The sequence below is a fragment of the Methanoculleus nereidis genome, assembly GCF_032944295.1.
Classification (GTDB): Archaea; Halobacteriota; Methanomicrobia; order Methanomicrobiales; family Methanoculleaceae; genus Methanoculleus; species Methanoculleus nereidis.
Genome location: NZ_JABFFQ010000001.1, coordinates 75007 through 99917 on the forward strand (window position 1 = coordinate 75007; position 24911 = coordinate 99917).

The 24911-nt window shown below is 62.3% G+C and carries 25 protein-coding genes; 16 read left to right on the plus strand and 9 right to left on the minus strand.

Annotation, left to right across the window (positions count from 1 at the left end; translation table 11 throughout):
* Positions 1-36 precede the first annotated feature (36 nt).
* Positions 37-1341 carry a phenylacetate--CoA ligase family protein gene (locus HL657_RS00410; protein ID WP_317294886.1) on the plus strand — a complete coding sequence of 435 codons (1305 nt, stop codon included), beginning with the start codon at positions 37-39 and terminating at the stop codon, positions 1339-1341.
* Here HL657_RS00410 and HL657_RS00415 read toward each other — a convergent pair.
* The 3 genes from HL657_RS00415 to HL657_RS00425 all read right to left on the minus strand — a co-directional run bounded on the left by HL657_RS00415 (position 1329) and on the right by HL657_RS00425 (position 4785).
* Positions 1329-2270: a GNAT family N-acetyltransferase gene (locus HL657_RS00415; RefSeq protein WP_317294887.1), complete on the minus strand. Its 942-nt coding sequence runs from the start codon at positions 2268-2270 to the stop codon at positions 1329-1331. The genes HL657_RS00410 and HL657_RS00415 overlap by 13 nt on opposite strands.
* A gap of 247 nt (positions 2271-2517) precedes the next feature.
* Positions 2518-3546 carry a GNAT family N-acetyltransferase gene (locus HL657_RS00420; protein WP_317294888.1) on the minus strand — a complete coding sequence of 343 codons (1029 nt, stop codon included), beginning with the start codon at positions 3544-3546 and terminating at the stop codon, positions 2518-2520.
* Positions 3547-3768: 222 nt separating this feature from the next.
* On the minus strand, positions 3769-4785 hold the full coding sequence (locus HL657_RS00425) for a GNAT family N-acetyltransferase (protein ID WP_317294889.1): 1017 nt from the start codon (positions 4783-4785) through the stop codon (positions 3769-3771).
* Positions 4786-4976: 191 nt separating this feature from the next.
* Here HL657_RS00425 and HL657_RS00430 point away from each other — a divergent pair, with 191 nt between their 5' ends.
* The 7 genes from HL657_RS00430 (at position 4977) to HL657_RS00460 (ending at position 10739) form a co-directional block, all read left to right on the plus strand.
* Complete coding sequence (locus HL657_RS00430) at positions 4977-5168, plus strand: hypothetical protein (protein ID WP_317294890.1); 192 nt, start codon at positions 4977-4979, stop codon at positions 5166-5168.
* Positions 5169-5275: 107 nt separating this feature from the next.
* Positions 5276-6682, plus strand: coding sequence for a phenylacetate--CoA ligase family protein (locus HL657_RS00435; RefSeq protein WP_317294891.1), 1407 nt, complete (start codon positions 5276-5278; stop codon positions 6680-6682).
* 53 nt (positions 6683-6735) lie between these two features.
* A complete protein-coding gene (locus HL657_RS00440) occupies positions 6736-7797 on the plus strand; it encodes a CapA family protein (protein ID WP_317294892.1) in 1062 nt (353 codons plus the stop codon).
* A 159-nt stretch (positions 7798-7956) separates the two neighbouring features.
* Positions 7957-8871 (plus strand): thiamine pyrophosphate-dependent enzyme, encoded by a 915-nt coding sequence (locus HL657_RS00445; protein WP_317294893.1) that lies wholly within the window; start codon positions 7957-7959, stop codon positions 8869-8871.
* Positions 8865-9977 carry a transketolase C-terminal domain-containing protein gene (locus HL657_RS00450; RefSeq protein ID WP_317294894.1) on the plus strand — a complete coding sequence of 371 codons (1113 nt, stop codon included), beginning with the start codon at positions 8865-8867 and terminating at the stop codon, positions 9975-9977. The genes HL657_RS00445 and HL657_RS00450 overlap by 7 nt, the downstream gene beginning before the upstream one ends.
* A complete protein-coding gene (locus HL657_RS00455) occupies positions 9970-10497 on the plus strand; it encodes a 2-oxoacid:acceptor oxidoreductase family protein (RefSeq protein ID WP_317294895.1) in 528 nt (175 codons plus the stop codon). Before HL657_RS00450 ends, HL657_RS00455 begins: the two co-directional genes overlap by 8 nt.
* Positions 10494-10739 carry a 4Fe-4S binding protein gene (locus HL657_RS00460; RefSeq protein WP_317294896.1) on the plus strand — a complete coding sequence of 82 codons (246 nt, stop codon included), beginning with the start codon at positions 10494-10496 and terminating at the stop codon, positions 10737-10739. Before HL657_RS00455 ends, HL657_RS00460 begins: the two co-directional genes overlap by 4 nt.
* On the opposite strand, the gene HL657_RS00465 is transcribed toward HL657_RS00460, so the two are convergent.
* Entirely contained in the window at positions 10717-11109 is a 393-nt protein-coding gene (locus HL657_RS00465; RefSeq protein WP_317294897.1) for a hypothetical protein, read from the minus strand. The two genes, HL657_RS00460 and HL657_RS00465, sit on opposite strands and share 23 nt — an antisense overlap.
* A 160-nt stretch (positions 11110-11269) precedes the next feature.
* Here HL657_RS00465 and HL657_RS00470 point away from each other — a divergent pair, with 160 nt between their 5' ends.
* The 3 genes from HL657_RS00470 to HL657_RS00480 all read left to right on the plus strand — a co-directional run bounded on the left by HL657_RS00470 (position 11270) and on the right by HL657_RS00480 (position 14546).
* Positions 11270-11572 carry an Hsp20/alpha crystallin family protein gene (locus HL657_RS00470; protein WP_317294898.1) on the plus strand — a complete coding sequence of 101 codons (303 nt, stop codon included), beginning with the start codon at positions 11270-11272 and terminating at the stop codon, positions 11570-11572.
* A 254-nt stretch (positions 11573-11826) separates the two neighbouring features.
* On the plus strand, positions 11827-13992 hold the full coding sequence (locus HL657_RS00475; RefSeq protein WP_317294899.1) for a thioredoxin domain-containing protein: 2166 nt from the start codon (positions 11827-11829) through the stop codon (positions 13990-13992).
* Between the two features lie 29 nt (positions 13993-14021).
* Positions 14022-14546 carry an OsmC family protein gene (locus HL657_RS00480; RefSeq protein ID WP_317294900.1) on the plus strand — a complete coding sequence of 175 codons (525 nt, stop codon included), beginning with the start codon at positions 14022-14024 and terminating at the stop codon, positions 14544-14546.
* 80 nt (positions 14547-14626) lie between these two features.
* On the opposite strand, the gene HL657_RS00485 is transcribed toward HL657_RS00480, so the two are convergent.
* From HL657_RS00485 to HL657_RS00495, 3 genes are all read right to left on the minus strand, one after another.
* On the minus strand, positions 14627-14854 hold the full coding sequence (locus HL657_RS00485; protein ID WP_317294901.1) for a dodecin family protein: 228 nt from the start codon (positions 14852-14854) through the stop codon (positions 14627-14629).
* 142 nt (positions 14855-14996) lie between these two features.
* Entirely contained in the window at positions 14997-16400 is a 1404-nt protein-coding gene (locus HL657_RS00490) for an MBL fold metallo-hydrolase (protein WP_317294902.1), read from the minus strand.
* Between the two features lie 140 nt (positions 16401-16540).
* Complete coding sequence (locus tag HL657_RS00495; RefSeq protein ID WP_394804634.1) at positions 16541-18526, minus strand: acetate--CoA ligase family protein; 1986 nt, start codon at positions 18524-18526, stop codon at positions 16541-16543.
* A 334-nt stretch (positions 18527-18860) separates the two neighbouring features.
* On the opposite strand from HL657_RS00495, the gene HL657_RS00500 reads away from it, so the two are divergent.
* The 5 genes from HL657_RS00500 to HL657_RS00520 all read left to right on the plus strand — a co-directional run bounded on the left by HL657_RS00500 (position 18861) and on the right by HL657_RS00520 (position 23765).
* Entirely contained in the window at positions 18861-20015 is a 1155-nt protein-coding gene (locus HL657_RS00500) for an iron ABC transporter substrate-binding protein (RefSeq protein ID WP_317294904.1), read from the plus strand.
* Positions 20016-20294: 279 nt separating this feature from the next.
* A complete protein-coding gene (locus HL657_RS00505) occupies positions 20295-21449 on the plus strand; it encodes an iron ABC transporter substrate-binding protein (RefSeq protein ID WP_317294905.1) in 1155 nt (384 codons plus the stop codon).
* A gap of 30 nt (positions 21450-21479) precedes the next feature.
* Entirely contained in the window at positions 21480-22592 is a 1113-nt protein-coding gene (locus HL657_RS00510; RefSeq protein ID WP_317294906.1) for a FecCD family ABC transporter permease, read from the plus strand.
* The gene (locus tag HL657_RS00515) at positions 22589-23356 is read left to right on the plus strand and encodes an ABC transporter ATP-binding protein (protein WP_317294907.1); all 768 of its coding nucleotides are present in this window, start codon (positions 22589-22591) and stop codon (positions 23354-23356) included. Before HL657_RS00510 ends, HL657_RS00515 begins: the two co-directional genes overlap by 4 nt.
* 58 nt (positions 23357-23414) lie before the next feature.
* Entirely contained in the window at positions 23415-23765 is a 351-nt protein-coding gene (locus HL657_RS00520; protein ID WP_317294908.1) for a DUF1622 domain-containing protein, read from the plus strand.
* A gap of 19 nt (positions 23766-23784) precedes the next feature.
* Here the strand turns inward: HL657_RS00520 and HL657_RS00525 are convergent, their stop codons facing one another.
* Together HL657_RS00525 and udg are read right to left on the minus strand one after the other, a co-directional pair.
* Positions 23785-24216 carry a bis(5'-nucleosyl)-tetraphosphatase gene (locus HL657_RS00525; RefSeq protein WP_317294909.1) on the minus strand — a complete coding sequence of 144 codons (432 nt, stop codon included), beginning with the start codon at positions 24214-24216 and terminating at the stop codon, positions 23785-23787.
* 6 nt (positions 24217-24222) lie between these two features.
* Positions 24223-24840, minus strand: coding sequence for a type-4 uracil-DNA glycosylase (gene udg / locus HL657_RS00530; protein WP_317294910.1), 618 nt, complete (start codon positions 24838-24840; stop codon positions 24223-24225).
* Positions 24841-24911 lie beyond the last annotated feature (71 nt).

Genomic DNA, 24911 nt, shown 5'->3' on the forward strand with positions numbered 1-24911 from the left:
CTCAGCCTGGTACCGTCTTACCGTACGTACCGGCAGATGTACGCGCTTCTCCAGCAGTCGCAGTGGTGGAGCCCTGAGGAACTCGCGGCTTACCAGGCACAGGCGCTCTCGCGCCTGCTCGAGCACGCCTACGAGAACGTCCCCTACTACCGCCGGGTCTTTCAGGAGCGCGGGCTCGTGCCCGGGGACATCCAGGCGCCTGCGGACCTCGCCCTCCTCCCCTTCCTGACCAAGCAGATCGTCCAGAACAACCTCCCTGACCTGAAAGCCCGGAACTACCCGGAAGCGGCCTTCGAGTATGTATGCACATCCGGCTCCACCGGCACCCCCATGGGCTTCTACTACGAGAGAGGAGCGTCCCGGGCCCGGGAGTGGGCGTTCATGAAGGCCCAGTGGGACCGTATCGGCTACCGGTTCACCGACCGCTGTGTCGTCCTCCGGGGACATGTCGTGGATGCGGCATCAAGCGGTGTTTACTGGAGGCGGGCGCTCTTCGGCCGATGGCTGATCATGTCCTCCCACCAGATGACCGAGGAGACCCTGCCGGCCTACATCGACCGGATCCGTAAGTTCCGGCCCCGGTTCATCCACGCCTACCCCTCCACAGCCGTGATCCTGGCGCGGTATATGCGGGAGCACGGGATCGAGCCGTTCCCCACTGTCAGGGCAATCCTCTGCGGGTCCGAGAACCTCTACCCCTGGCAGAGGGGTCTGCTCGGGGAGGCGTTCGGGTGCCGGATCTTCTCCTGGTATGGGAACTCCGAGCAGACGGTGCTCGCCGGTGAGTGCGAGGAGAGCACTCACTACCACATCTTCCCTGAGTACAGCATCGTCGAACTGATCGGAAGAGACTGCCGGCCCGTCGAGGGGCCGGATGCGATGGGGGAGGTGGTCACAACCAACCTCACGAACTTCGTCTTCCCCCTCATCCGCTACCGGACCATGGACGTGGCGATCGCTACCGAGAAGCAGTGCTCGTGCGGAAGGAGGTATCCGCTGCTCGAGAAGGTGGAAGGGAGGCTCCAGGAGTTCATCATAACCCGGAGCGGGCACCCGATCTCCGTCACTCCCATAAACTACGAATCAGAAGCGTTCGAGAACATCAGACAGTTCCAGATGTACCAGGAGGAGAGGGGCGAACTCATCATAAAGGTCGTCAGAAAGCCAACCTACACGGAGGAGGACACCCGGCAGTTGACGAGGGAGCTCCGGTGGCAGCTCGGCGACGAGGTGAACGTCCACGTCCAGTTCGTCGATGAGATCCCCCGCACCGAAGGCGGCAAGTTCCGGTACCTCATCCAGAAACTCCCGATCACTATCGGGGATCTCTATTCAATGTGAGAGACGACCCTGCGCTTCAGCCAGGGTTTGTTGACGATAGTGCTGTAGGCCCATTCCGCCAGTGTCCCGACCATATCCTTCCGAAAGACCTCCATATACATACCGAGACTCGAACAGAACTTGGATTTGAAGAAGTTCAGGTCCGGTGTGTTCGCTCCGATATTCTCCAGGTACGAGTATCCTTCGGCCCTTGCACGCTGGACCAGGAGCCACTGGAGGTATTCGTTCCCGGCGTGAGCGCTCTCGATCCGCGGCGTTCCCATCCAGAGCAGGAAGCGTTTGTACTCCTGGGTGGCGACTGCCCCCGTGAGCGCACCTTCCCGGTCGTAGAGGTAGTAAGCCGCGAGATGGTCCGGGTATGCCCGGAAGAGGTCCTCGAAGTAGCGCCTGCTGACCATCGGGATGTTCATCTCCGGCTGGCTGAACCGCTCGGCGATCGACGCGTACAGTGTCGAGATATCGGCGCTCCGTACGAGATCCATACCGGCCTTCTCGGCCTTCCGGATCTTGCTGCGGAGTTTGTAGTGGAAGTCGCCCCAGATCGCCTCGACCGGGCGCGTAAGATCGATCACGTAGGTGTAGTGGACCTTCGGAGCATACCCCCTCCAGAGGAACTGCCTGATATCGGTGAGGCCGGGAACAAGGGTCAGGGAGAAGTAGTGCGGTGAGATTGCGTCGACCTCCGCGGAGAGGTCGTTCGCAATGAGATCCATGATCGCCTCCTTCTTGCCCAGCTTCAGCCCGTCAAACTCCTTCCCCGGGACGAAGCCCTGGTAGGGGATGACCGCCTGCATGGGCGGCGGCGAGAAGAGCATCTTAACCCCATGCGCGTTCTTGAAGTAGAGCGGAGCAAGGCAGACCAGTTCCTCTCCCTTGTAGACCCCGTAGGGGAGAAGCTGGTATCCCGCGTGCTCTCCGGTGATCGTCATGTAGTCCCACCTGTGGAACAGCAGCCCATACGGACTTGATTCCACAAACGAATCCCATAACTCCCTATCTTTGACGATTTCGAGCACCATAGAGCCTGACTTCCGGGGATCGGTCATGCCAGACCGCGCCCGCTACAGGATACCTCAAAGGATATATTTATACCTTTCCCGGAAGACCCCGGCAGTGGGAGCCTGCACGGTTTTCGGCGGATCCAAAAGCGGCCCGGGTCCAGAGGGGCACTCCCGCTTACCGGATGTAGGGGACCATTCTCCTCTTGATCAGGGGCCTGTTGACGATGTTGCTGTACGCCCACTCCGCGACCCTGCCCACGCCGTCTTTCCGGCTCACCTCGAAAAAGATCGCAAGATCCGGGTTGTACTTTGCCTTATGCATATTCAGGTTCGGGTTGTTCGCCCCGGTATTCTCGAACTCCGAAAAGCCCTTCGCTTTAGCGTCCCGGAGCAGGCACCACTGGAGGTACTCGTTCGCCGACGTGCCGTTGATCTTCGGCCCGCCGACCCAGAGGATGTAGCGCCTGTACTCCAGGGTCGTGCCGACCCCTTTGAGGTCCCCGTCCCGGTCGTAGAGGTGGTAGACGTGGGCGTGATCCGGATACGCACGGAAGATATCCTCGAAGTAGTCCCGGGTGATCATCGGGATGTCCATCTCCGGGTGGCTGAACCGCTGGCGTACCGTCTCGTAGAACCGGGTGAGGCCGTCTCCTTCTTCCAGGTAGTAACCATCCTTCTCAAACCGCCGGAGGCCTGTCCGCAGCTTCGCATTCAGGTTCCCCCAGAGGGTCTCGAGAGGGGGCGCGAGGTCGATCGCATACGAGTAGTTGATCCGGGTCAGGTAACCGTCCCAGATGAACGGGCGAATATCGTGAAAGCCCGGGGCGAAGGTCATCGAGAGGTAGTTCGGCGCGAGGTCCCGGACCGCCTCCCCAATTCCGTCGGCCATTAGCTGGAGCATCGACTCTTTTTTGCTCTGCTTTGCCGTTGCGTACTCCCTGCCCATAACCACCCCGAGGTACGGTATGACCGCCTGCATGGGCGGCGGCGAAAGCACGACCGAGATCCCGTTTGCCTGCCTGCAGAAGAGAGGGCAGACAGCGACGAGTTCTTCGCCCTTATAGATGCCGTAGGGAAGAAAGGCATACCCCGTATGCCGCTGCGTGATCGTTAAGAAGTCCCACTTATGAAAGAGGAGACCCGACGGACCGGCATCGATGAACGAGTCCCAGATCTCTTTTTCAGTGACGATCTCGACTGCCAAGCTGTTGTTCCTCCGCCCTTCCGGAACGCTCCGGCCGGGCTTTACCTCCTGCAGTCTCAGATATATACTTAACGATTGCCTTAACCATGGCGGGGCACGGAGAGCCCCGGCCGCCGGAGAAACCCGGTGCCCCTCCCGACCCTGCCCATCGTCGGGAGTCTGGAGCCGTGAATCCCGGGATTGCATGCATCGACCGGTGCCTGATAAGGGCGGAAGCGGGCCCTAGACCCTGTCGGCTGCCGTCATCAGTTTCTTGAAAAAGGTGAGGTATGCCCACTCGGAGACCGTCCCGAGGGCATCTTTCTTCTCGATCTCGAAATACATCGTGAGGTCCGGGTTGAACCTCGACTTGAAGAATACCAGGTCCGGGTTGTTCGCACCCATGTTCTCAAAGGTCCGGTAGCCTTCGGCCTGCGCACGCTCTATCAGGAGCCACTGGAGATACTCGTTTCCGGCGTGGACGGTCTCGATCCGCGGCGTCCCCATCCAGAGCAGGAACCGCTTGTACTCGTGAGCCGCCACCACGGCCACGGTCTCGTCCTGTGCATCGTAGAGGCTGTAGATCCCGATCCTGTCCGGGTAGGCGTGCACGAGGTCTTCGAGGTAGTCGCGCTTGATCGGCGGGATGTCGAGCGACGGGTCCCGGTAACGATCGGAGATGAGCCGATGGAGCGTGGAGACATCCCCGCTCTTCTCCAGCCGGAGACCTGCTTTCGCCGCTTTCTTCAGTTTGTTACGGAGCTTGTAGTGGAGGTTGCTCCAGATCTCCTCCAGCGGCCGCTCGAGGTTGATGGTGTAGGTGTACCGGACCCGTGCGTCGCAGCGGTCCCAGAGGTAGTGGCGTATATCGTTGAACTCCGGGACGAAGGCAATCGAGAGGTAGTTCGGCGAGAGGTTCAGGATCTCCTCCCGGACACTCTTAGCGGCCATTCCGAGGAGGGATTCCTTTTTGCTCTGTTTAAACTCCCCGAACTTCCTGCTCATCACGCACCCGAGGTGGGGTATCACCGTGAGAGGGGGAGGGGAGAAGACAGCGTTAATGCCGTGTATCCGCCTGCAAAAGAGCGGGAATACACAGATCGGCTCATCCCCATGGTATACCGCATAGGGAAGGAGCGTGCTCTTCGTATGCTTTGCTGTCAGGTGCAGGTAGTCCCATTTGTGAAAGAGGAGTCCCGAAGGGCTCTCGTCGATAAAAGTGTCCCAGGTAGCTCTGTCGTCAACTCTGATCGCGGTCATTCCTTCCGTCACCTCGGCCCTGCTACGCCGTCTGCTGCTCGCTGACCTCTAATCACCGCCCGGGTCCATATATACCTTTCTCCGGGCCCACCGGATCCCGCAATGGATCGCCGGCTGACCCGGGGAACCCGGGGTCGCGGGTGCCTGACCTGACAGGAATCATTATATACGGCAACACGTGAGGTAGGGGCATGGTCGCACTCCGACTCCTCGCCATGGACGACGTCTCGTTCCGCTCGTGGGAGGGCAACGGATCGGGTGCATACGGCGACATCTGGGTGATCATCTCGGAGAAAAAACTCTTCCCCGAGTTCCTGAAACATTTTTACCGTGCGTCCGGCAGGGATCTGGTTTCCATTCCGTACTCCGAGAACTTCTTTTAAACCCACACATGTCCGGGGACTCCTGCCGCCGCCACCGTGCTGCCGGGGTCATTCCTCCTCGCCGGGAGCACAACGTTTAATGCCGAGTATCGATATCAGCAGTGTCGATGGGTGTGCGGATGAATCATCGGGGATTGAAGGCTCTCCGGCTTGAAGATTCTGTGACGGCGAGGGCACTTCGCATCCTCCCCGCGTACTCTGCGTACAAAAAGATTTACACCCTCCTCAAGCGGTCCCGGCAGTGGAGCCCCGAGGAACTCGCGGCCTACCAGGCACAGGCGCTCTCGCGCCTGCTTGAGCACGCCTACGAGAACGTCCCTTACTACCGCCGGGTCTTTCAGGAGCGCGGGCTCGTGCCCGGGGACATCCAGGCGCCGGCCGACCTTGCTCTCCTCCCCTTCCTGACCCGGGAGGACCTGCAGAACAACCTCTCCGACCTGAAGGCCAAAAACTACCCGGAAGCGGCCTTCGAGTACGTCACCACCGGCGGGTCCACCGGCATCCCGGTCGGCTTCTACTACGAGAAAGGGGTCTCCCGGGCCCGGGAATGGGCGTTCATGAAGACCCAGTGGGACCGCGTCGGCTACCGGTTCACCGACCGCTGCGTCGTTCTCCGCGGCTACATCGTCGGGTCCGCCAAAGACGGCGTCTACTGGAAGCAGGCACTCCTCGGCCGGTGGCTGCTGATGTCCTCCCACCACATGACCGAGGAGACTCTGCCGGCCTACATCGACCGGATCCGCACGTTCAAACCCCGGTTCATCCAGGCATACCCCTCGGTAGCCGTGATCCTGGCGCGGTACATGCGGGAGCACGACATCGAGCCGTTCCCCACCGTCAAAGCGGTCCTCTGCGGGTCCGAGAACCTCTACCCCTGGCAGCGGGACCTGCTCACCGAGGCGTTCGGGTGCCGGGTCTTCTCCTGGTACGGGAACTCCGAGCAGACGGTGCTTGCCGGCGAGTGCGAGGAGAGCACCCGGTACCACATCTTCCCCGAATACGGCATCGTCGAACTGATCGGGAGCGACGGCCGGCCCGCCGAGGAGCCGGGTGCCATGGGGGAGGTGGTCGCGACGAGCCTCACCAACTTCGTCTGCCCCCTCATCCGCTACCGGACCATGGACGTCGCGGTTCTCGGCCAGGGTCCCTGCACCTGCGGCCGTGCCTATCCAATGCTTGAGCGGGTGGAGGGAAGGCTTCAGGAGTTCATCGTGACGAAGGATCACCGGTTCATATCGATGACGGCGGTGAATATGCACTCCGACGTCTTTGACAACGTTGCGCAGTTCCAGTTTTACCAGAGGAGGGAAGGAGAGGTTGTGATGAAGATCGTGAAAAAACCGGGGTATACCGACCGCGATACGGAACGCATCCTCCGGGAACTCGACAAAAAGTTTGAAGGCGACGTGGATGTGACCATCCGCTTCGTCGAGACAATTCCCCGCACCCGGCGCGGCAAGTACCAGTTCCTGATACAGGACCTGCCGCTGGGCCAGTGGGGCATTTCGGTGTGAGAAACATGCAAAAACTCAGATTAACGGCAGTAGGAGATACATGGGCCCGGACTGTGAACAATGGGTACCCGTTCGGAGAGGTCCGTCATCTCCTCCAGGATAAGGACGTCCTCTTCGGGAACCTCGAGACCACCCTCTCGGATACGGGAGATCCGGCAGAGAAGCATCACGTGATCTTCACATGCCCGGATGCGGCCCGACACCTGGCGAAGGCCGGGTTCGACGTCATGAGCGTTGCAAACAACCATTCCGGTGACCTTGGTGCCGAAGGCTTCAAAAACACCCTGAAGGCACTCGAGAGCCGGGGCATCCTCGCCATCGGCGGATCGGCGACCGAGGGCCGGCAGGAACCGGTCACCCTCGAGAAGAACGGCATCTCGATCGGGTTTGCGGGCTATACGATCGGCAAACTCGCCATATCGCGCGAGGTCTCGGTCAACCGGCTGGTCGAGGAGGATATCTTCAGGGATATTGCGTCCCTTAAGGGCCGGTGCGACCATATCGCCATCTCGCTGCACTGGGGAACAGAGATGGCTTACTACCCGTCCCCCGAGCAGATTGACCTCGCCCACCGGCTCATCGATGCAGGGGCCACCCTGATCCTCGGGCACCACTCCCATACCATGCAGGCGATCGAGCGCTACCACGGAGGGCTGATCGCCTACTCGCTCGGCATGTTCCAGTTCGAGCCGCGCTGGCCCCACAACATCTCACGGGAGGCGATCATGCTCTCGGTCGACCTGCAGAAGAACGGCGACGTCGGGGAGTACAAGGCGGCACCGCTCATCATCGATGACGATTTCGTCCCCCGTCCCGCAGAGGGGGCCCTGGGTATGGAGATCCTGGACTTCCTCGACGAGATCTCGCGGCCGGTCGCCGAAGGCAGGCTTACCAGGGCGAGGTGGTTTGAGGAGATCGCACCGGTCTACATGAAGATGAACCTCGAGAGCTACCGTTACCGGATACGCCGTAAAGGCCTCTTTCCCCTCCTGGAGATGGGGGCCTGGTTCTTCACACCTTTCTGCCTGAAGTGTTACGTCGGCCTGGTCCGCCGGTTGTTTCGCCCGGCGCCGACGCGGGAGAGGCGCGCGCCCGGACAGAACGCCGGAAACTGAGCGGGGGTGAGCGGGGGCGGGCAGGATCCCGGTTCAACCGGGCACCGCCCCCGCCCCGTTTTTCTGTGCATATCTCATTCCGGCGTATTTTCACCGGTCATTCCTGCGGAACGCCACCGGGTGCCCGGAAAAAAGATCGCAAAACCCTCATTACAATTGATGACAAATATAAATGCGAGGAGTGTAAGCAATTTGTCAGCGATTCCAAAGGAGGAGTATCTCTATAAGTGCACGTCCGCCTGCGCGGGGTGCAGCTCTTCCCTGTGTCTGCGTTACGTGCTCAAAGCCGCCGGACCCGACTCTGCTCTGGTCGTACCCGCCTGCTGCACCAGCGTCATCCAGGGGATGTATCCCGGTACGGCGATGAACGTGCCCGTCTATAATGTAGCATTTGCCGCAGCCGCCGCCTGCGCCTCCGGTATGAGCGAGGCGTTTGCAGCCATGGGGAGGGAGACCAACGTCATCGTCTACGCGGGCGACGGCGGGACGGTCGATATCGGGATCCAGGCGCTTTCAGGTGCCTTCGAGCGCGGCACCAATTTCCTTTACATCTGCTACGACAACGAGGCGTACGGCAACACCGGCATGCAGCGGTCGGGATCGACCCCTCTCGGAGCACGCACCACCACGACTCCGGGCGGCAAGCCCACGGCCAAGAAGGACCTCGACCGGATCGTCGAGGCGCATAACCCCCCCTACATGGCGACCGCCTGCAGCGCCTACCCTCTCGACCTCTACAAGAAGGTGAAGAAGGCGCTCTCGATCGAGGGTCCCAAGTTCATCCACATTCTCGCACCGTGCCCGCCGGGGTGGCGCTACCCCACGGAGAAGACCGTCGAGATGGGGAAACTCGCCGTGAAGACCGGGACCTGGGTCCTCTACGAGCGTGAGTTTGGGAAACTTGCAATCAGCGGCCCGTCGAAGGCCGCGATGAAGCGACCCGCGCCGCTCGAAGACTACATCAAGGGCCAGGGCCGGTTCAAGAACCTGAGCCCTGAAATCTTTGCCGAAATGCAGCAGCAGGTGGAGCGAAACATCCAGCGGCTCTCCCGCGAGGAGGCAGGCGTATGCTGACGATCGCGACCGGCAACAGGGCGGTCGCCGACGCGGTGAAGGCCGCGAGGCCGGGTGTCATCGCCGCATACCCGATCACCCCCCAGACCGAGATCGTCGAGCAGATCGCCGAGTACGTCGCCGCCGGTGCCCTTGAAAGTAAGTACATCCCGGTGGAGAGCGAGCACTCGGCCATGGCCGCCTGCATCGGGGCGAGCGTCGGGGGGGTGCGCACCTTCACGGCGACGAGCTCGCACGGTCTCCTCTACATGCACGAGATGGTCCACTGGGCCGCGGGCGCACGCCTGCCGATCGTCATGGCAAACGTCAACCGCGCCCTCGGGCCCGGGTGGAACACCTGGGCGGAGCACACCGACGCCTTCTCCCAGCGCGACACGGGCTGGCTGCAGGTCTTCGTGGGCACGGTCCAGGAGGCCTACGACGCCACCCTGATGGCGTTCAAGATCGCCGAGGACGAGAGGGTCCTCCTTCCCGTGATGGTCAACCTGGACGGGTTCACGCTCAGCCACATCATGCAGTCGCTCGAGACGGTCGAGATCGGCGACTTCCTGCCCCCCTACCACCTCCCGCACGCCATCGACACGGAGAATCCCCGCGGCTACGGCCCCATGACCGGGCCGGCCGACTACTTCCGGTTCCGCTGGGACATCGAGCGCTCGATGCGCGATGCGGGAGGCGTGATCGCGGATGTCGAGCGTGAGTTTGCCGAGCGGTTCGGCCGCTCCTACGGGCCTACCGAGGACTACCGGTGCGAGGACGCCGACGTCGTCGTCGTCGCCATGGGATCGCTTGGGAAAGAGGCGGAGGTGGCGATCGACCGCCTCCGCGACGAGGGAATAAAGGCCGGGTCCATGCGCCTGCGCTGGTTCCGTCCCTTCCCGGACCTCGATCTATCCGGGCGGGAGGTCGTGGTGATCGACCGCGACTACTCCTTCGGCTTCGGCGGCGTGGTGGCGCACTCGATCAAGTCGAAGACAGGCGTCGAGCCTTACAGCGTGATCGCCGGTCTCGGCGGCCAGGAGGTCACCTACGACGATATCGCGGACTTTGTCCGGAACCGGCATCCCGGCGAGGAGACCTGGTTCGGGGTGAGTGACCATGTATGAGATCAGGATTCATTCCCGGGGTGGGCAGGGCGGTGTCACGGCCGCGAAACTTCTTGCCCTCGCGGCGTTCAGAGACGGAAAATATGCAACGGCATGCCCGTTCTATGGGGCTGAGCGGCGCGGGGCGCCGGTCGTCTCGTTCGTCCGGATCGATGACGAACCGATTAAAGTCTACAGCCAGATCCACGAGCCGGACCTCGTGATTGTGCTTGATACGAGCATCATGGATGTTGTCGACGTCCTGCAGGGCCTCAAGGCCGATGGGACGGTCCTCCTGAACAGCGCCCACCCGGTTGCCAGGTGCAACGGAACCTGCCGTCACGTCGACCTGACCGGGATCGCGCTCGCACAGAACCTGGTGGTCGCCGGGAGCCCCATCCTCAACACCCCGGTGCTCGGGGCGCTCGCGAAGATGGGCATCGTCACCCTCCCCTCGGTGGAGCAGGCGATCCGGGAGATGTTTGCCGACGAGCGGAACGTGAACGTCGCCAGAGCGGCGTATGAGGAGCTGAAGATATGAGAGATAGACTTGCGCTCAGCAGGCCGAAGGAGGCTGCGTCGGGGAAGACCGGGACGTGGCGGACGTTCCGGCCCGTGGTGGACAAGGAGACGTGCAACGCCTGCGGGCTCTGCGCCCAGTACTGTCCGGACGGGGTCATCGATGAAGAACTCAACATCGACCTCGACTACTGCAAGGGGTGCGGCATCTGCGCGAACGAGTGCCCGAAACAGGCGATCGCTATGGTGCGCGAGGAGCGTTGACCTCTTCGGTTTCGCTGACAGGGCATTTCCCCATATATTCCAGGTTGAACCGGTAGAAGTGCGCATAACCGCAGTTGCGGCACCGGGTCGTGAAGTGGCTGCACCCGATCGCGAGGTCGTGCGGCCCCGTGACCCCGCAATTTTTGCAGCGCCCGGCGGCCTCGATATTCCATACGTCGTAACATCCGATTGGCGTGCAAATCCCGATAGTTTCGGTGTTCTCGAACCGTGGGATGAAGATCCGGGTTGCCCCACATGCAGAGCAGATCACCTGTGCCTGCGTGGAGACCGCTTTTATGATCTGGGGGGCGTCCTCGCCGCAGTGGTAGCAGCGGGTGCGATACCGGGTGAAAATGAACCGCTCGCTCATGCATGATACTTGACGCCCCCCTGATAAAACCTCCCTCACCCGTTCCACGTGCCGCACAGCCCGGGATCCGCCGCCCGGGATTGCGGGCGTGAGGAGACCGGACGACGATAAACGTTAAATAGCACTCCCGCCCCTCTGTTGCCGTCGAGGAGGTTATGAGATGGCAGCATTGAGAGTCGCACCCTATGTCTGTGCTTACTCAGATGAAAACGGAGAGAATCTTCACATCGAGATTGAACTGCCGGGCGTTGAGAAGAAGGACATCTCCTTCAAGATGCAGGAGACCAGCTTCTCCGTAGACGCGTCCCGCGGTGACGTCCGCTACGTCGGCACCTACGCGGTCGGTTGTCCCGTCGATACCGGCAAGGCAAAGGCGACCTTCAGGAACGGCCTGCTGAGCGTGGACGTTCCCTATATGCAGCCGGTCGCGGAGGAGACGAAGGAGATCCCGATCGCGGAGTGAAGAAGTCCTGCGGGTGGGGTCTCTTCTTTTTTGGCCCGACAAAAGCCCCCATCTGAGGTCACGTTAGCGGCCTGAATCGATGACGGGCGACGGCTAAAGCATGAGATGATCCAGGCCCTCCGGAACACCGGCGTCTCACTCTATAAGCGCGACGGGCCAAAGGGTGCGAAGACGCGAAGGGGGGGGTCCCGTCCGGAGCGCCATCTCTACCGGGAAGAGTCACCTTTATTAGCCTGCATCCGCACGTCAGGAACATGAACCCGGCACGCGGACATGACCCGGAAGCGCCAGAAGCGCCGGTGCGGGAAGGATTTCCACCGAACCGGCTGATCCACGAACAGAGCCCATATCTGCTCCAGCACGCCCATAACCCCGTCGACTGGTACCCCTGGGCCGAGGAGGCGTTCTCCCGGGCGCGGGAGGAGGGCAAACCGATATTCCTCTCCATCGGCTACTCGGCCTGCCACTGGTGCCACGTCATGGAGGAGGAATCGTTTGCAGACCCGCAGGTCGCGAAACTCTTAAACGACGTCTTCGTCTGTATCAAGGTGGACCGCGAGGAGCGGCCGGATATCGACCAGGTTTACATGGCGGCCGCCCACGCGCTGACCGGAGCCGGAGGGTGGCCGCTCACCATCTTCATGACAGCCGACAAAAAGCCGTTCTTTGCAGCGAGTTACATCCCGAAGGAGAGCCGTTATGGGATGACCGGCCTTTTAGACCTCGTCCCCCGGATCAGCAAGGTCTGGCAGAGCCAGCGGCAGGAACTCGAGAACGCCGGCGCCCAGGTGCTCCAGGCGCTGCAGAATGCAGCCCGCACCCCTCCGGGTGAGGGCGAGCTCTCCGAAGCGGTCCTCGATGAAGCCTACGACACCTTCTTCCGGATCTTTGATGGAGAGAATGGGGGGTTTGGCGATGCACCGAAGTTCCCGACCCCGCATAATCTCATATTTCTGCTCCGTTACGGACACCGGACCGGGAAGGAGCCCGCATACACGATGGTCGAGAAGACGCTGCATGCCATGCGACGGGGCGGGATCTTCGACCACCTCGGCTACGGATTTCACCGCTATTCGACGGATGCGGAGTGGTTCGTCCCGCACTTCGAGAAGATGCTCTACGACCAGGCGCTTCTCGTTATGGCGTATACGGAGGCGTACCTCGCGACGGGAAGAGAGGAGTTTGCGAGAACCGCACGGGAGACTATCGCCTATGTCCTGCGAGAGATGACCGACCCTGCAGGCGGCTTTTACTCGGCGGAGGACGCCGACAGCGAGGGCGTGGAGGGAAAGTTCTACGTCTGGACAAAGGACGAAATTCTCCGGGTCCTCGGGGAAGAGGACGGAGAGCGGTTTTCGCGAATCTTCAACGTCACGGAGCCCGGAAACTACCGGGAACAGCCCGGCGGCCGAAGGACGGGCAAAAACATCCTCCGCCTGCGGCGGCCTCTGGCATCCTGGGTCCACGTCTTCTCGACATCGGAAGAGGATCTGGCGTGGTTCGTGGAGGGTTGCCGGCAGAAACTCTTTGCAGCCCGGGGAGAGAGGGTCCGCCCGGGAAAGGACGACAAGATCCTCACCGACTGGAATGCTCTCATGATCGCGGCTCTCGCGAAGGCGGCCCGGGTCTTCGACGACCCGGAGTACCTGGCGGCCGCGGAGAAGGCAGCCGCGTTCGTCCTCGCCAATCTTCGCCGGCCGGACGGGCGGCTCCTCCACCGCTACCGGAACGGCGATGCCGATCTCGCCGCGACCCTCGACGATTACGCGTTCATGATCTGGGCGCTCATCGAGGTCTACGAGGCATCGTTTGCCCCCCGCTACCTCCAGACCGCCGTCGAACTCTCCCGGGATCTCGTCGCCCACTACTGGGACTGCAGCCATGGCGGGTTCTTCTTTGTGCCGGACGATAGCGACGTCCCCGTCCGCCAGAAACCGGTCTACGACGGGGCGATACCCTCCGGCAACAGCGTGGCCATGTACGCCCTCTTCGCCCTCGGCCGGATGACGGCGAACCTCGAACTCGAGGAGACGAGCGAGCGGATGCGGCAGGTTTTTGCCGGCACCGTCCGTGAGTCCCCTATTGCCTACGCCCATTTCCTCACTGCCTTCGAGTTCATGCTGGGGCCGAACTTCGAGGTGATACTGTCCGGGGTTTCGGACGCTGAAGACACAACGGCGATGGTCCGTGCCATCCGGTCGCACTACGCACCCGACGCCGTCGTCATCTTCCGCCCCGCCGAGGAGGAGAGCCCGGAGATAGTGGGAATAGCCGGGTTTACCCGGGATGTCGAGATGGTCGAAGGAAAGGCGACGGCGTACGTCTGCACCAACTATGCCTGCGACATCCCGACGACCGATCCCGACGAGATGCTGCGGCTCATGAGGTCGACGGGAAGACCGCCGGAACCCATCACCTGACGAGAGGGATACGGGAGGAGCCTGGTACGATGATGCGTAACGGGGTCGATATGGAGAGGGTGAACACCCTCAAGGAGGGAATGCGGAAGGATCCGGCGGCAGGCAGAAAGACCCTCTCCGGCATCACGAGCTGGAGCAGCGGTGCGCACTCCACCACGATCGTCCGCAACTTCGCTATTCCGGCCGACGAGCCGGCCGTCCTCGGCGGGACCAACCAGGGTCCAAGCCCGACGGAACTGGTGCTGACGGGTCTTTCAGCCTGCATCGCGGCCGGTATCGCCTACAGCGCGGCCGAGGACGGGATCGAGGTCAACCTGATCGAGATCGACGTTGCGGGCGACCTCGACCTCAGGGCGTTCCTCAATGTCTCCGATGACGCCCGGCCGGGCCTCGCGGAGGTCCGCCTGACCGTCCGGGTGGATGCCGACGCGCCGCAGGAGTTGATCGAGGAACTCGTGCACCGCGGCTACCGGCGCTCGCCGGTCGCGGCTTCGCTTGAAGGGAGAGTGCCGGTCAGGGTCTGCATCGGGTGGGAGGAGACGAGGACTGAGTGAGGGGGCGTGGGAAGGTGGGGCGGAGACCCACGTGATCTCCTCGCCTCGAAGAAGGCCCCAAAAAGAATAATGGGAGAAGGTCAACTCTCTCTTTCCACGATGAACGTAACGTTCACGTTGGCACGGTATTCCACGATTCTGTCGCCTTCCACCTTCGCGGTGCATTCTTTCAGATAGACATGCCGTATGTTTTTAACGGTCTTCGCGGCTTCCTTCACTGCATTTGCCGCGGCATCCTCCCATCCGGTCGTGGAACTGCCGATCAACTCGATGACTTTGGCCACGGAGGGCTTACCCATTGCTGCCATGTTCATTCCTCCACGACCACTCTGAGGCATACCTCCCAGATAAAGATTCCCGGTATGCAACAATCGGCCGGTCGGGAACGGTATGCCGGGTCGTGGATGAGGAGACACAACCCGAAACAACCTGCACCGCCCCTCCCGGCCTCTACAGTGCCGGAGAAGCGGAAAGGGGTTTCTCCTCCTCCTTAACCAGCGGATAGTTCGCCGCTTTCCAGCCGATGGTGCCGCCGAGCAGGTTGGTGACGTGCCGGAACCCATGCTTCTCGAGGATGCTTGCCGCAAGGCTTCCCTTGAACCCGGCGTCGCAGTGGACGACGATCTGCCTCTCTTCCGGGATCTTTGCCAGGTGGTCTTCGAGCTCTCCGACGTAGATATGGTGGGAGCCCTCGATGTGGCCGTCCTCCTCCCGGTGGTTGACGTTCCTGACGTCGAGAACCCAGATCGACGGGTCGTCCAGGTGCTCCGCGAGGTCGGAGGGGGACCAGGTGCCGTTCCTCTCGATCTCCTCGCCCTGCTTGAACCAGGCTGCAAACCCGCCCGCGAGGTATCCCGCGATGTTGTCGTAGCCGAGCCGCACGAAGTGGCGCACCGCGTGATCCAGGTCCAGGTTGAAGTCGTCCACGAGGATGATCGGGTCCTCGTAATTCAGGTAGTAGCCCATGTAGAGGGGCAGGCCGTTCCGCCAGATGCTGAGGGTCCCGGGGATATGCCCGCCGGCGAAGCTCGTCGGCGACCGGATGTCGACGACCTGCGCCTTCCGGTCCAGGAGCGACCGTATCTCCCGGGCCGTATAGGCCCGCAGGTGCGGCAGGTTGTAGATCAGGGGCGGGCCTTCCCGGTTGAGTTTTCGCATCATGGCAAAATACGGCGGCTCGTAGAGCCGTTCGTTCACCTTCCGCTCGACGAACTCTTCCTTCGAGAGGGAGAGCAGCTTGTTCGTCGCCTTCTCAAACCCGATGGTCGTGTACTCCCGGTCGCTGATATTCCCGCCGCAGACCGAACCGGCGCCGTGCGCGGGGCAGACGATCACGCTGTCCGGGAGAGGAAGAAGCTTCTCGTGCAGGCTCGCATACAGCATCTCTGAGGCCTCCCGCCGCTTATCCTCGCCGGCGAGATCGGTCCTCCCCACATCACCGGCAAAGAGCGCGTCGCCGGTAAAGACCATCAGGGGATCGTCGGAGACGGACCGGTCACGGAGCAGGAGCGATATGCTCTCCATGGTATGGCCGGGCGTCTCCAGGACCTCGAGCTCGAGAGGGCCGACCGAAAACGTCTCCCCTTCACGAACGCCGGTGCCGAACTCAAAATTCTCCCGTGCCCCGTGGAAGATCTCCGCCCGGGTCGGTCGGGCGAGGTCCCGGGAGCCGATGACGTAGTCCTCGTTCTTATGCGTCTCAAATATCTTCGTGATCTTCATGTCCCCGTGCTCTGCGAGGTTCGTGTAGATCTGGCAGTCTCGCCTCGGATCGATGACCGCCATCTCTCCGCCCGCCCCGATGACATATGAATTGTGAGCAAGGATATCGGACTTAATCTTCTCAAACAGCATCCGTATTCATCTCCCGGGTGATGGAACCCGTCGTTCTGATGTGGCGGAATATGGGAGAGGTATATAAAAGGTTTCCGGGAATGCAAGGGAGACGGACGTCACCGCCCGGCTGCCGGTCGCTACGATGCAGGCAGGACCGCTCACTCCTTCCGGGCGGCCCTGACCTCAAGGATGCTTCCCACCGCCTTGAACGCATCCTCAAGCTCTTCGAAGTTCGGGATCCGGGAGCCCCGGAGGATGCGCAGCCCGCTCCTGATGCTGTCGCCGCCGAGCATGCAGCCCACCACCATCTTCTCCGTGTTCCGGGAGAGTCGGACGATCTCGTTCGCGACGTGCGCCGGATCGACGAGCGTGGTCGGCACGGCGATCACGAACACGATGTCCCAGAAATCCTGGTGGCGGATCAGCACGTCGAAGAGAGTGGCGAACCGGGTGGCATCCGCATCCCCGAGGATATCCATAGGGTTCGCGTGATTCCAGAACGGCGGCAGGAATGTGTTGAGCTCGCGGAGCACGTCATCGGGGAGGTCGACCATATCGACCCCGTACGCCTCGGCGTAGTCGGAGGCGAGGACGGCGAACCCTCCCGCACTGGTGACGGCGATCGCACGGTTGCCTCGCGGGCAGCCCTCGGACGCCAGGAGTTCCGCCAGGTTAAAGGCGTCCCGCAGGCTCCGGGCCGGGATCACCCCCGCCTGCCGGAACGCCGCAACATAGACGTCGTAGCTCCCGGCAAGCGAGCCGGTGTGGGACGACGCTGCAGCCTTGCCCTTCCGGGACGACCCGGACTTCACCGCCACCACCGGTTTTCGCCTGGCAACCTCGCGCACGATCTGGGCAAACCCGCGTCCGTCCTGGATCTCCTCGACGTACAGGGTGACCGATCGGGTCTTTTCGTCTTGCTCGGCGAACCGGAGGTAGTGCTCGAACCCGAGATCCGCCTGGTTCCCGACGCTGACGACGGTTGAGAACCCGAACTCCTCAGTGAGGCTCCAGTCGACGACGGTGGTGATGATCGCGCCGCTCTGGGAGATGAAGGCAACGTCCCCGGGCCGTGGCGAGACCGGGTCGAACGTGGCATTGATCCCCTGGTGGGGCATCATGATCCCGAGGCAGTTCGGGCCGATGACCCGGATCCCATGCCTCTTTGCGATCTTCACGACCTCATCTTCGAGGGCTGCACCTTCACCACCGATCTCGCGGAACCCGGCGGTGACGATGACGGCGAGCCGGACACCTTTCTCCCCGCACTCCTCCATCACCCCCGGGACAGCGCGGGCGGGGACAGCGATGACCGCCCAGTCGACCGGGCCCGGGATCTCCAGAACGGAGGGGTACGTCTTTCGCCCGAAGAGTTCCGTTCGGGATGGATTGACCGGATAGAGGTTCCCGGGAAAGGAGAGCAAGTTCCGGAGGACAGAGTAACCCACCTTTTTCGGGCTTGCCGAGGCGCCTATCACGGCGATCGAGTCCGGGTAGAAGATCTCCGCGGGTGCCCGGACCCTGAGGCGGGCGGCCTCACCCCCAACGGTATCCCCGACGATGATCCTGGCATCGACGACGCTGGCCCCTTTCTCGTAGACGATGACCGGGTTCAGGTCGAACTCCTGGATCCGGGGGTCTTCAATGAAGACGCGGGCCATTGCGGCGATGATGCGCACAAGCGCCTCCTCGTCCTTCGGGGGCTCTCCCCGGTACCCCCGGATGAGTCGGTAGCCCTCGATCTCGCGAATCATTCTGCGAATCTCATCGTCGGTGACGGGAAGCATGCGGATGGAGACGTCTTCAAGAAGTTCCACCAGTTTCCCCCCGAGACCGAACGTGATGACCTTCCCGAACGACGGATCGGTCTTCCCGCCGATCAGCACCTCAAGCCCTGCCGGCATCTGTTTCTCGACGATGATACCGGTGATCGCCGCTTCGGGGGCATGGGTGGCGCTGTTCTGCATAATGGCCGAAAAAGCGTCTTCGGCCTCGCCAGCCTCCTCGATCCCGGTGATGACTCCGCCTACGTCGCTTTTGTGGACGATCTCCGGGGAGATGACTTTCATAACGACAGGGTAGCCTATCCGTCCAGCGGCCTCCCGGGCATCGGCGGCGCTGGTAACCAGATGGTGGGGCGGCACAGGTATCCCACACGAGCCCAACAGGTGATATCCTTCAGATTCGGTTAACATCCTCTCTGGCATGTGCATTCCTCACAATACGCCGGTCGTGCCGGTGCGCATGACCGGGTGTCCTATTGCAGGGGTAGGTCGAACCGCCCATAATAGTTATCCACCTCGCGGGAACGAACTCTATTCCTGCCGGAGAGAGCAGCAGATGCGGCACACGTGGTTTGGGCCTGTGAACCGGCACGACCGGCCGTTGGCACAGGTAACACGAATCGAAAATAAGTCATACGAGATAGGCGTTAATTCGATAACTATAATAAATAGTATTACGTCTATTAGTTTTAGTATGTCAAACCATCGATATACCGGATATCTCGCGGCCGCGATGCTTGCGGCCCTTGTTGTGCTTATGATCGCCGCCGGGTGCACCAGCACCGGAACCGTCCAGGGCGGCGCCGACCAGACCGTCACGATCACCGACGGGTTCGGTCGGTCGGTCACCGTTCCGGCGGCGCCGGAGAGCGTCGTATGCTCGGGTTCCGGGTGCCTCCGCTACCTCGTCTACCTGCAGAGCCAGGACCTCGCCATAGGCGTCGACGATATCGAAAAAGAAGGCCGGGCGATTGAAGGCCGTCCTTACGCCCTCGCCTACGGGGCGCACTTTGCGGACCTCCCCCTGATCGGTGAGTTCCGCGGCAAGGATGACCCGGAGAAGATCCTCGGCATCGGGCCCGCAGTCATCCTCAAGACCGGCTCCACCGGAACGGCGTACGCAACCAGTGCCGGCGAAGCCGACAAACTCCAGGAGAAGACCGGTATCCCGGTCGTGGCCTTCCCCTACGGCTCACTGCGGAACGACGCGGAGCAGGCCGAGATGTATGCCGGGCTCCGCACGATGGGCGAGGTGCTTGATAAACAGGACCGCGCCGAAGAGGTGATCGCCTACATCGAGGCGACGATCGCCGACCTCGAAGCCCGGACCGCCGATATCCCCGAGAGCGAACAGAAGACGGCCTACGTCGGCGGTGTCTCCTCGGCGGGGGCTCACGGCATCATCTCCACCGAACCGGCCTACCCGCCGTTCCTCTGGGTCAACGCGAAGAACGCCGCGGCCGGGCTCGGCACAGCACACGCCGACGTCGCGAAAGAGGCGCTCGTCGACTGGGACCCCGAATACATCTTCATCGACGTCGGCACGATCCAGATGGAGAACGACGGGGCGATCGGAGAACTGAAGACCGACCCCGCGCTCCAGGGGCTCTCAGCCTCGAAGGAAGGCCGGGTTTACGGTGTTTTGCCGTACAACTTCTACAACACGAACTACGGGACCGTGCTCGCCGACGCCTACTTCATCGGCAAGACCCTCTACCCCGACCGGTTCACCGACATCGACCCCGAGGAGAAGGCGGACGAGATCTACACCTTCTTTGTCGGGAAACCGGTCTTCTCCGACCTGAACAGTCAGTACAGGAACCTCGGGTTTGGGGAGATCCCGCTGTAACCCGGGATCGAACAGGCCCGGTGGAAGTGGAAAGGAACCATGCGTGCAGCAGGTACGAACCCACTTCCTCTCTCCTCTCGGCCTGTGCAGCCGGAGCCCGGGCATGGCGTCCTCCTCCCACGCTCCTGGCATGCGAACCAGAGGGGTCTGCCATACCCGGGGGCGTTGCACCGGTTCGGCCGATTATCAGCGCAGGTATTACGAATCAGAATTGAGTCATACCGGATAGGTGACGATTCGATAACTATAATAAACAGTGTTACTATTACTGGTATTAGTATGCCACCGTTCCGATATAGAGGAGGCCTCGCGGCTGCGGTGCTCGCGGCCCTCGTTCTTGCCATGCTCGCCGCCGGGTGCACCGGCACCGGAACCGTCCTGGACGGCGCCGGCGAGACCGTCACGATCACCGACGGGTTCGGTCGGTCGGTCGCCGTCCCGGCGCCGCCGGAGAGCGTCGTATGCTCGGGTTCCGGATGCCTCCGCTACCTCGTCTACCTGCAGAGCCAGGACCTCGTCATCGGCGTCGACGACCAGGAGAAGAAGGATCAACCCATGGAAGGCCGTCCTTACGCCCTCGCCTACGGGGCGCAGTTCAAAGATCTCCCCCTGATCGGTGAGTTCCGCGGCAAGGATGACCCGGAGAAGATCCTCGGCATCGGGCCCCAGATCATCTTCAAGACCGGCTCCACCGGAACGGCGTACAGCACCAGCGGTCCCGAGGCCGACAAACTCCAGGAGAGGACTGGCATCCCGGTCGTGGCGTTCCCCTACGGCTCGCTCCGGAACGACGCCGAAAAGGCCGAGATGTACGCCGGGCTCCGCACGATGGGCGAGGTTCTCGAGAAAGAAGACCGGGCCGAAGAGGTGATCGCCTACATCGAAGCGACGATTGCCGACCTTGAAGCCAGGACCGCCGACATCCCCAAGAGCGAGCGGAAGACGGCCTACATCGGCGGCGTCTCTTCGGCGGGCGCCCACGGCATCATCTCCACCGAACCGGCTTATCCACCCTTCCTCTGGGTGAATGCAAAGAACGCCGCGACCGGCCTCGGTGTAGCCCATGCCGACGTCGCGAAAGAGGCGCTCGTCGACTGGGATCCCGGGTACATCTTCGTCGACCTCGGGACGACCCAGCTGGAGAACGACGGGGCGATCGGGGAACTGAAGAGCGACCCCGCGCTCCAGGGGCTCTCCGCCGCGAAGGAAGGCCGGGTCTACGGTGTTCTCCCGTACAACTTCTACAGCGTGAACTACGAGACCATCCTTGCCGACGCCTACTTCATCGGCAAGACCCTCTACCCCGACCGGTTCGCCGACATCGACCCCGAGGAGAAGGCCGACGAGATCTACACCTTCTTCGTCGGGAAACCGGTCTTCGGCGATCACAACAACGAGTACAGGAACCTCGGCTTTAAGGAGATCACCCTCTGATGCCGGGCTCGAGCAGGAGGAGATAACGAGATGCACTTTGCGGACGGGGCCATCCCCGCCGACTACATGGGCTACGTGCGGCGAAAGCACCTCTGGATACTCGGAGGAGTGGTCGTCCTCTTTCTCCTCCTGATCGTATCCATATCGGTCGGCGCGGTGAGCATCCCCCCGTATGAGGTCTTCCTATCCATAGTGAACGGTATTGTCGACAGGGTAATCCTGCTCCTCAACCCCGGCACCGTTCTCAACCCCTCCAGCACCGACCGGATCGTCTGGAACATCCGCCTCCCGCAGGCGCTTGCCGCGATCGTCGCCGGGATCGGGCTCTCGGTGGCCGGGGTCGCCATGCAGTCGATCCTTCGTAACCCGCTCGGCTCGCCGTTCACGCTCGGCATCTCGAACGCCGGCGCCTTCGGTGCGGCCGTCTCGGTCATCGTCCTCGGCACCGGGCAGATGCAGTCGACGGTCGCCGACGCCGTCGTCCTCAACAATCCCTACGTGACGACGCTGATGGCGTTCATCTTCTGCCTCCTCGCCACCGCGGTGATCCTCCTGATCTCCCGACTGCGGGGGGCCTCCCCCGAGGTGATGGTGCTCGCCGGCGTCGCCCTCTCCTCGCTCTTCACGGCGGGGACGATGTTTCTCCAGTACTTCGCCGACGACACCCAGCTCGCCGCCGTCGTCTTCTGGACGTTCGGCGACGTCGGCCGGGCCAGCTGGCAGGAACTCGGGATCATGGCCTTCGTGACCGCGGCGGCCTCGCTCTACTTCATCGCGAACCGCTGGAACTACAACGCGATCGACGCCGGCGACGAGACCGCGAAGGGTCTCGGCGTCAGCGTCGAGGCGATCCGGGATATCGGGATGGTCGTCGCGGCGCTCGTATCCGCCGTAATCGTCTCGTTCCTCGGGGTCATCGGCTTCGTGGGACTCGTCTGCCCGCACATGGTGAGGAGGCTCATCGGCGACGACCAGCGCTTCCTGATCCCGGGCTCCTGCGTCATGGGCGGGATCCTCCTTCTCGCCTCGGACACGGTCGCCCGGGTCATCGTGGCCCCCTACATCCTCCCGGTCGCCGTGCTCACGGCATTCCTGGGCGCACCGGTCTTCATCTACCTGCTCTTACGGGGGTACCGGCGATGATCCTCGACGTCGACGGCGTGGCGTTCAATTACCGGAGCGCTTCGGTCATCCGGGATATCACGTTCGACCTTCGACCGCACCAGGTTCTCGCGATCCTGGGCCCAAACGGTGTCGGGAAGACGACGCTCTTGAAGTGCATGAACACCATCCTGCGGCCGAAGGCCGGGTCCGTCCTCATCGAGGGGGCGGATCTCCTCACCGCGGATCGGATGGAGATCGCCCGGAAGGTCGGCTACGTTCCGCAACGGTGCGAAGCCGGCCGGATGACCGTCTTCGACGCCGTTCTTCTCGGCCGCCGGCCGCATATCGGATGGGACGTGACGGAGGTGGATATCCGGATCGTCGAGGCGGCGATCCGGATGCTCAGCCTCGAGGACCTGAAACTGCGCTACATCGACGAGATGAGCGGCGGAGAACTCCAGAAGGTGAGCATCGCGAGAGCGCTCGTGCAGGAGCCCCGGGTGCTGCTCCTCGACGAACCGACGAGCAGCCTCGACCTCAAGAACCAGCTCGAGATCCTCGGGATCGTCAGGCAGGTGACGACGGAGCACAACGTTGCCGCGGTGATGACGATGCACGACCTGAACATGGCGCTCCGCTACGCCGACCGGTTCATCCTCCTAAAAGACGGTGTCATCCACGCCGCAGGGGGCCCCGACGTGGTGACGCCGGAGACCATCGAGGCGGTCTACGGCGTTCCCGTGACGGTCGAGCGGTACAACGGGTTCCGCTTCGTCGTCCCCCTGGAGCCGGAAGGTACCTGAGAGCCCGGGAAGCCCTCCGGGCTCCTGAAGAGTAACATATAAGCCCTCCTTCGCCGATATGCCCGACCGGGGACATATCGTGCTCGAGACGCTCGTCGGGATCACTGCAACGGTCCTTGGTATATTCGGGGCGCTCTTCATCGTCTACGGAGCGGTGATCGCGATCGTCGAGATTCTGGCGCGGGAGATGCGCATCAGGGCGATCAGTTACCGTGACATCCGTTGGGTCTTCACCACGCGCATCCTGATCGGCCTCGAGTTCTTCGTTGCCGCCGACGTCATCAAGACAATCCTCGAACCGACGCTCCAGGACCTGACCGTCCTCGGAGCGCTCGTCGCGATCAGGACGGTCGTGAGTTACTTCCTTGGAAAGGAGGTGAGCGAACTCCCGGAGGAAAGAAAAATGTGAGTGTACCGGGATTTCGCGGTCACTTGCCCTTCCGGTTCGAGAGTGCCTTCAGGTGCTCGTGCGCCCCCTCGACGACCCTTCGGGAGTTCGCGAAGGTGATCGTCTGCAGCGCCCTGTCGTGCGGGAGCCACTGGTAGTCGATATGCTCGTCCGAGAGCGTCACCTCTTCCTCCGGGGTCTCGATCAGGTAGTAGACGACCTCCTTGTAGACCGTGTGTGCCCGGCGCTGGAAGAAGTAGTGGACCTCCTCGCGGAATCCGGGGACGAACGTGGCCCGGGTGATCCCGGTCTCCTCCTCTAGTTCGCGGAGCACCGTTTCCTCCTCGCTCTCGCCGCGTATGCCGTGCCCCTTCACCAGATCCCAGTGTCCAGCCCCGTACTGCAGGATGAGGTACTGGGGATCCGTGTCCCGTCGGACGACAACCGCCCCGCATGATCGCTCTTTTGCCATGGCCCTTCAGTTCTGTGTCTCAGATCCTCCCATATCCGTGATTTCGCGCCCGATGGTCCGGAAATCCTCTTCCAGCGCTTCCCGGTATGCCGGGTTATAGAGCGCGGCGGCGGGGTGGAGGGTGGGGATGAGGCGGACCGGGTGGCCGAAGAGGAGACCCGGATAGATCGTCCCCCGGATCTCCGTGATCCGGTCGAACTCGACCGGCAGGAAGGAGAGGATATACCTGCTCGAGTGCCGGCCCAGCATCACGATCACCTTCGGCCTGATGATCCGGATCTGCTCCTCAAGATACGGGGTGCAGGCCCGGATCTCCTCGTCCCGGGGGTCGCGATTCCCGGGCGGCCGGTGCTTGACAATGTTTGCGATGAAGACGTCGTCACGGGTTAGACCGATTCCCGCGAGGAGGCCTTCGAGGAGTTTCCCTGCCCGGCCGACGAACGGCCTCCCGGTGAGGTCTTCCTGCTTCCCCGGTGCTTCGCCGATGAGCATGAGGTCGGCCCCGGCGGCCCCCTCTCCCGGAACCGCATGGTGGGTATTCTCCCAGAGAGGGCACTTCCGGCATTCGCCGATGACCGCCGCAAGGTTTTCGATCGCCACCTCTCTTCCCGCATCCTCTACCATGCCCACACTATTGACGATAACTCGTATAACCTTCTTATGCATTGTGATCTGGCGCCGGGCCCTATCTTGCC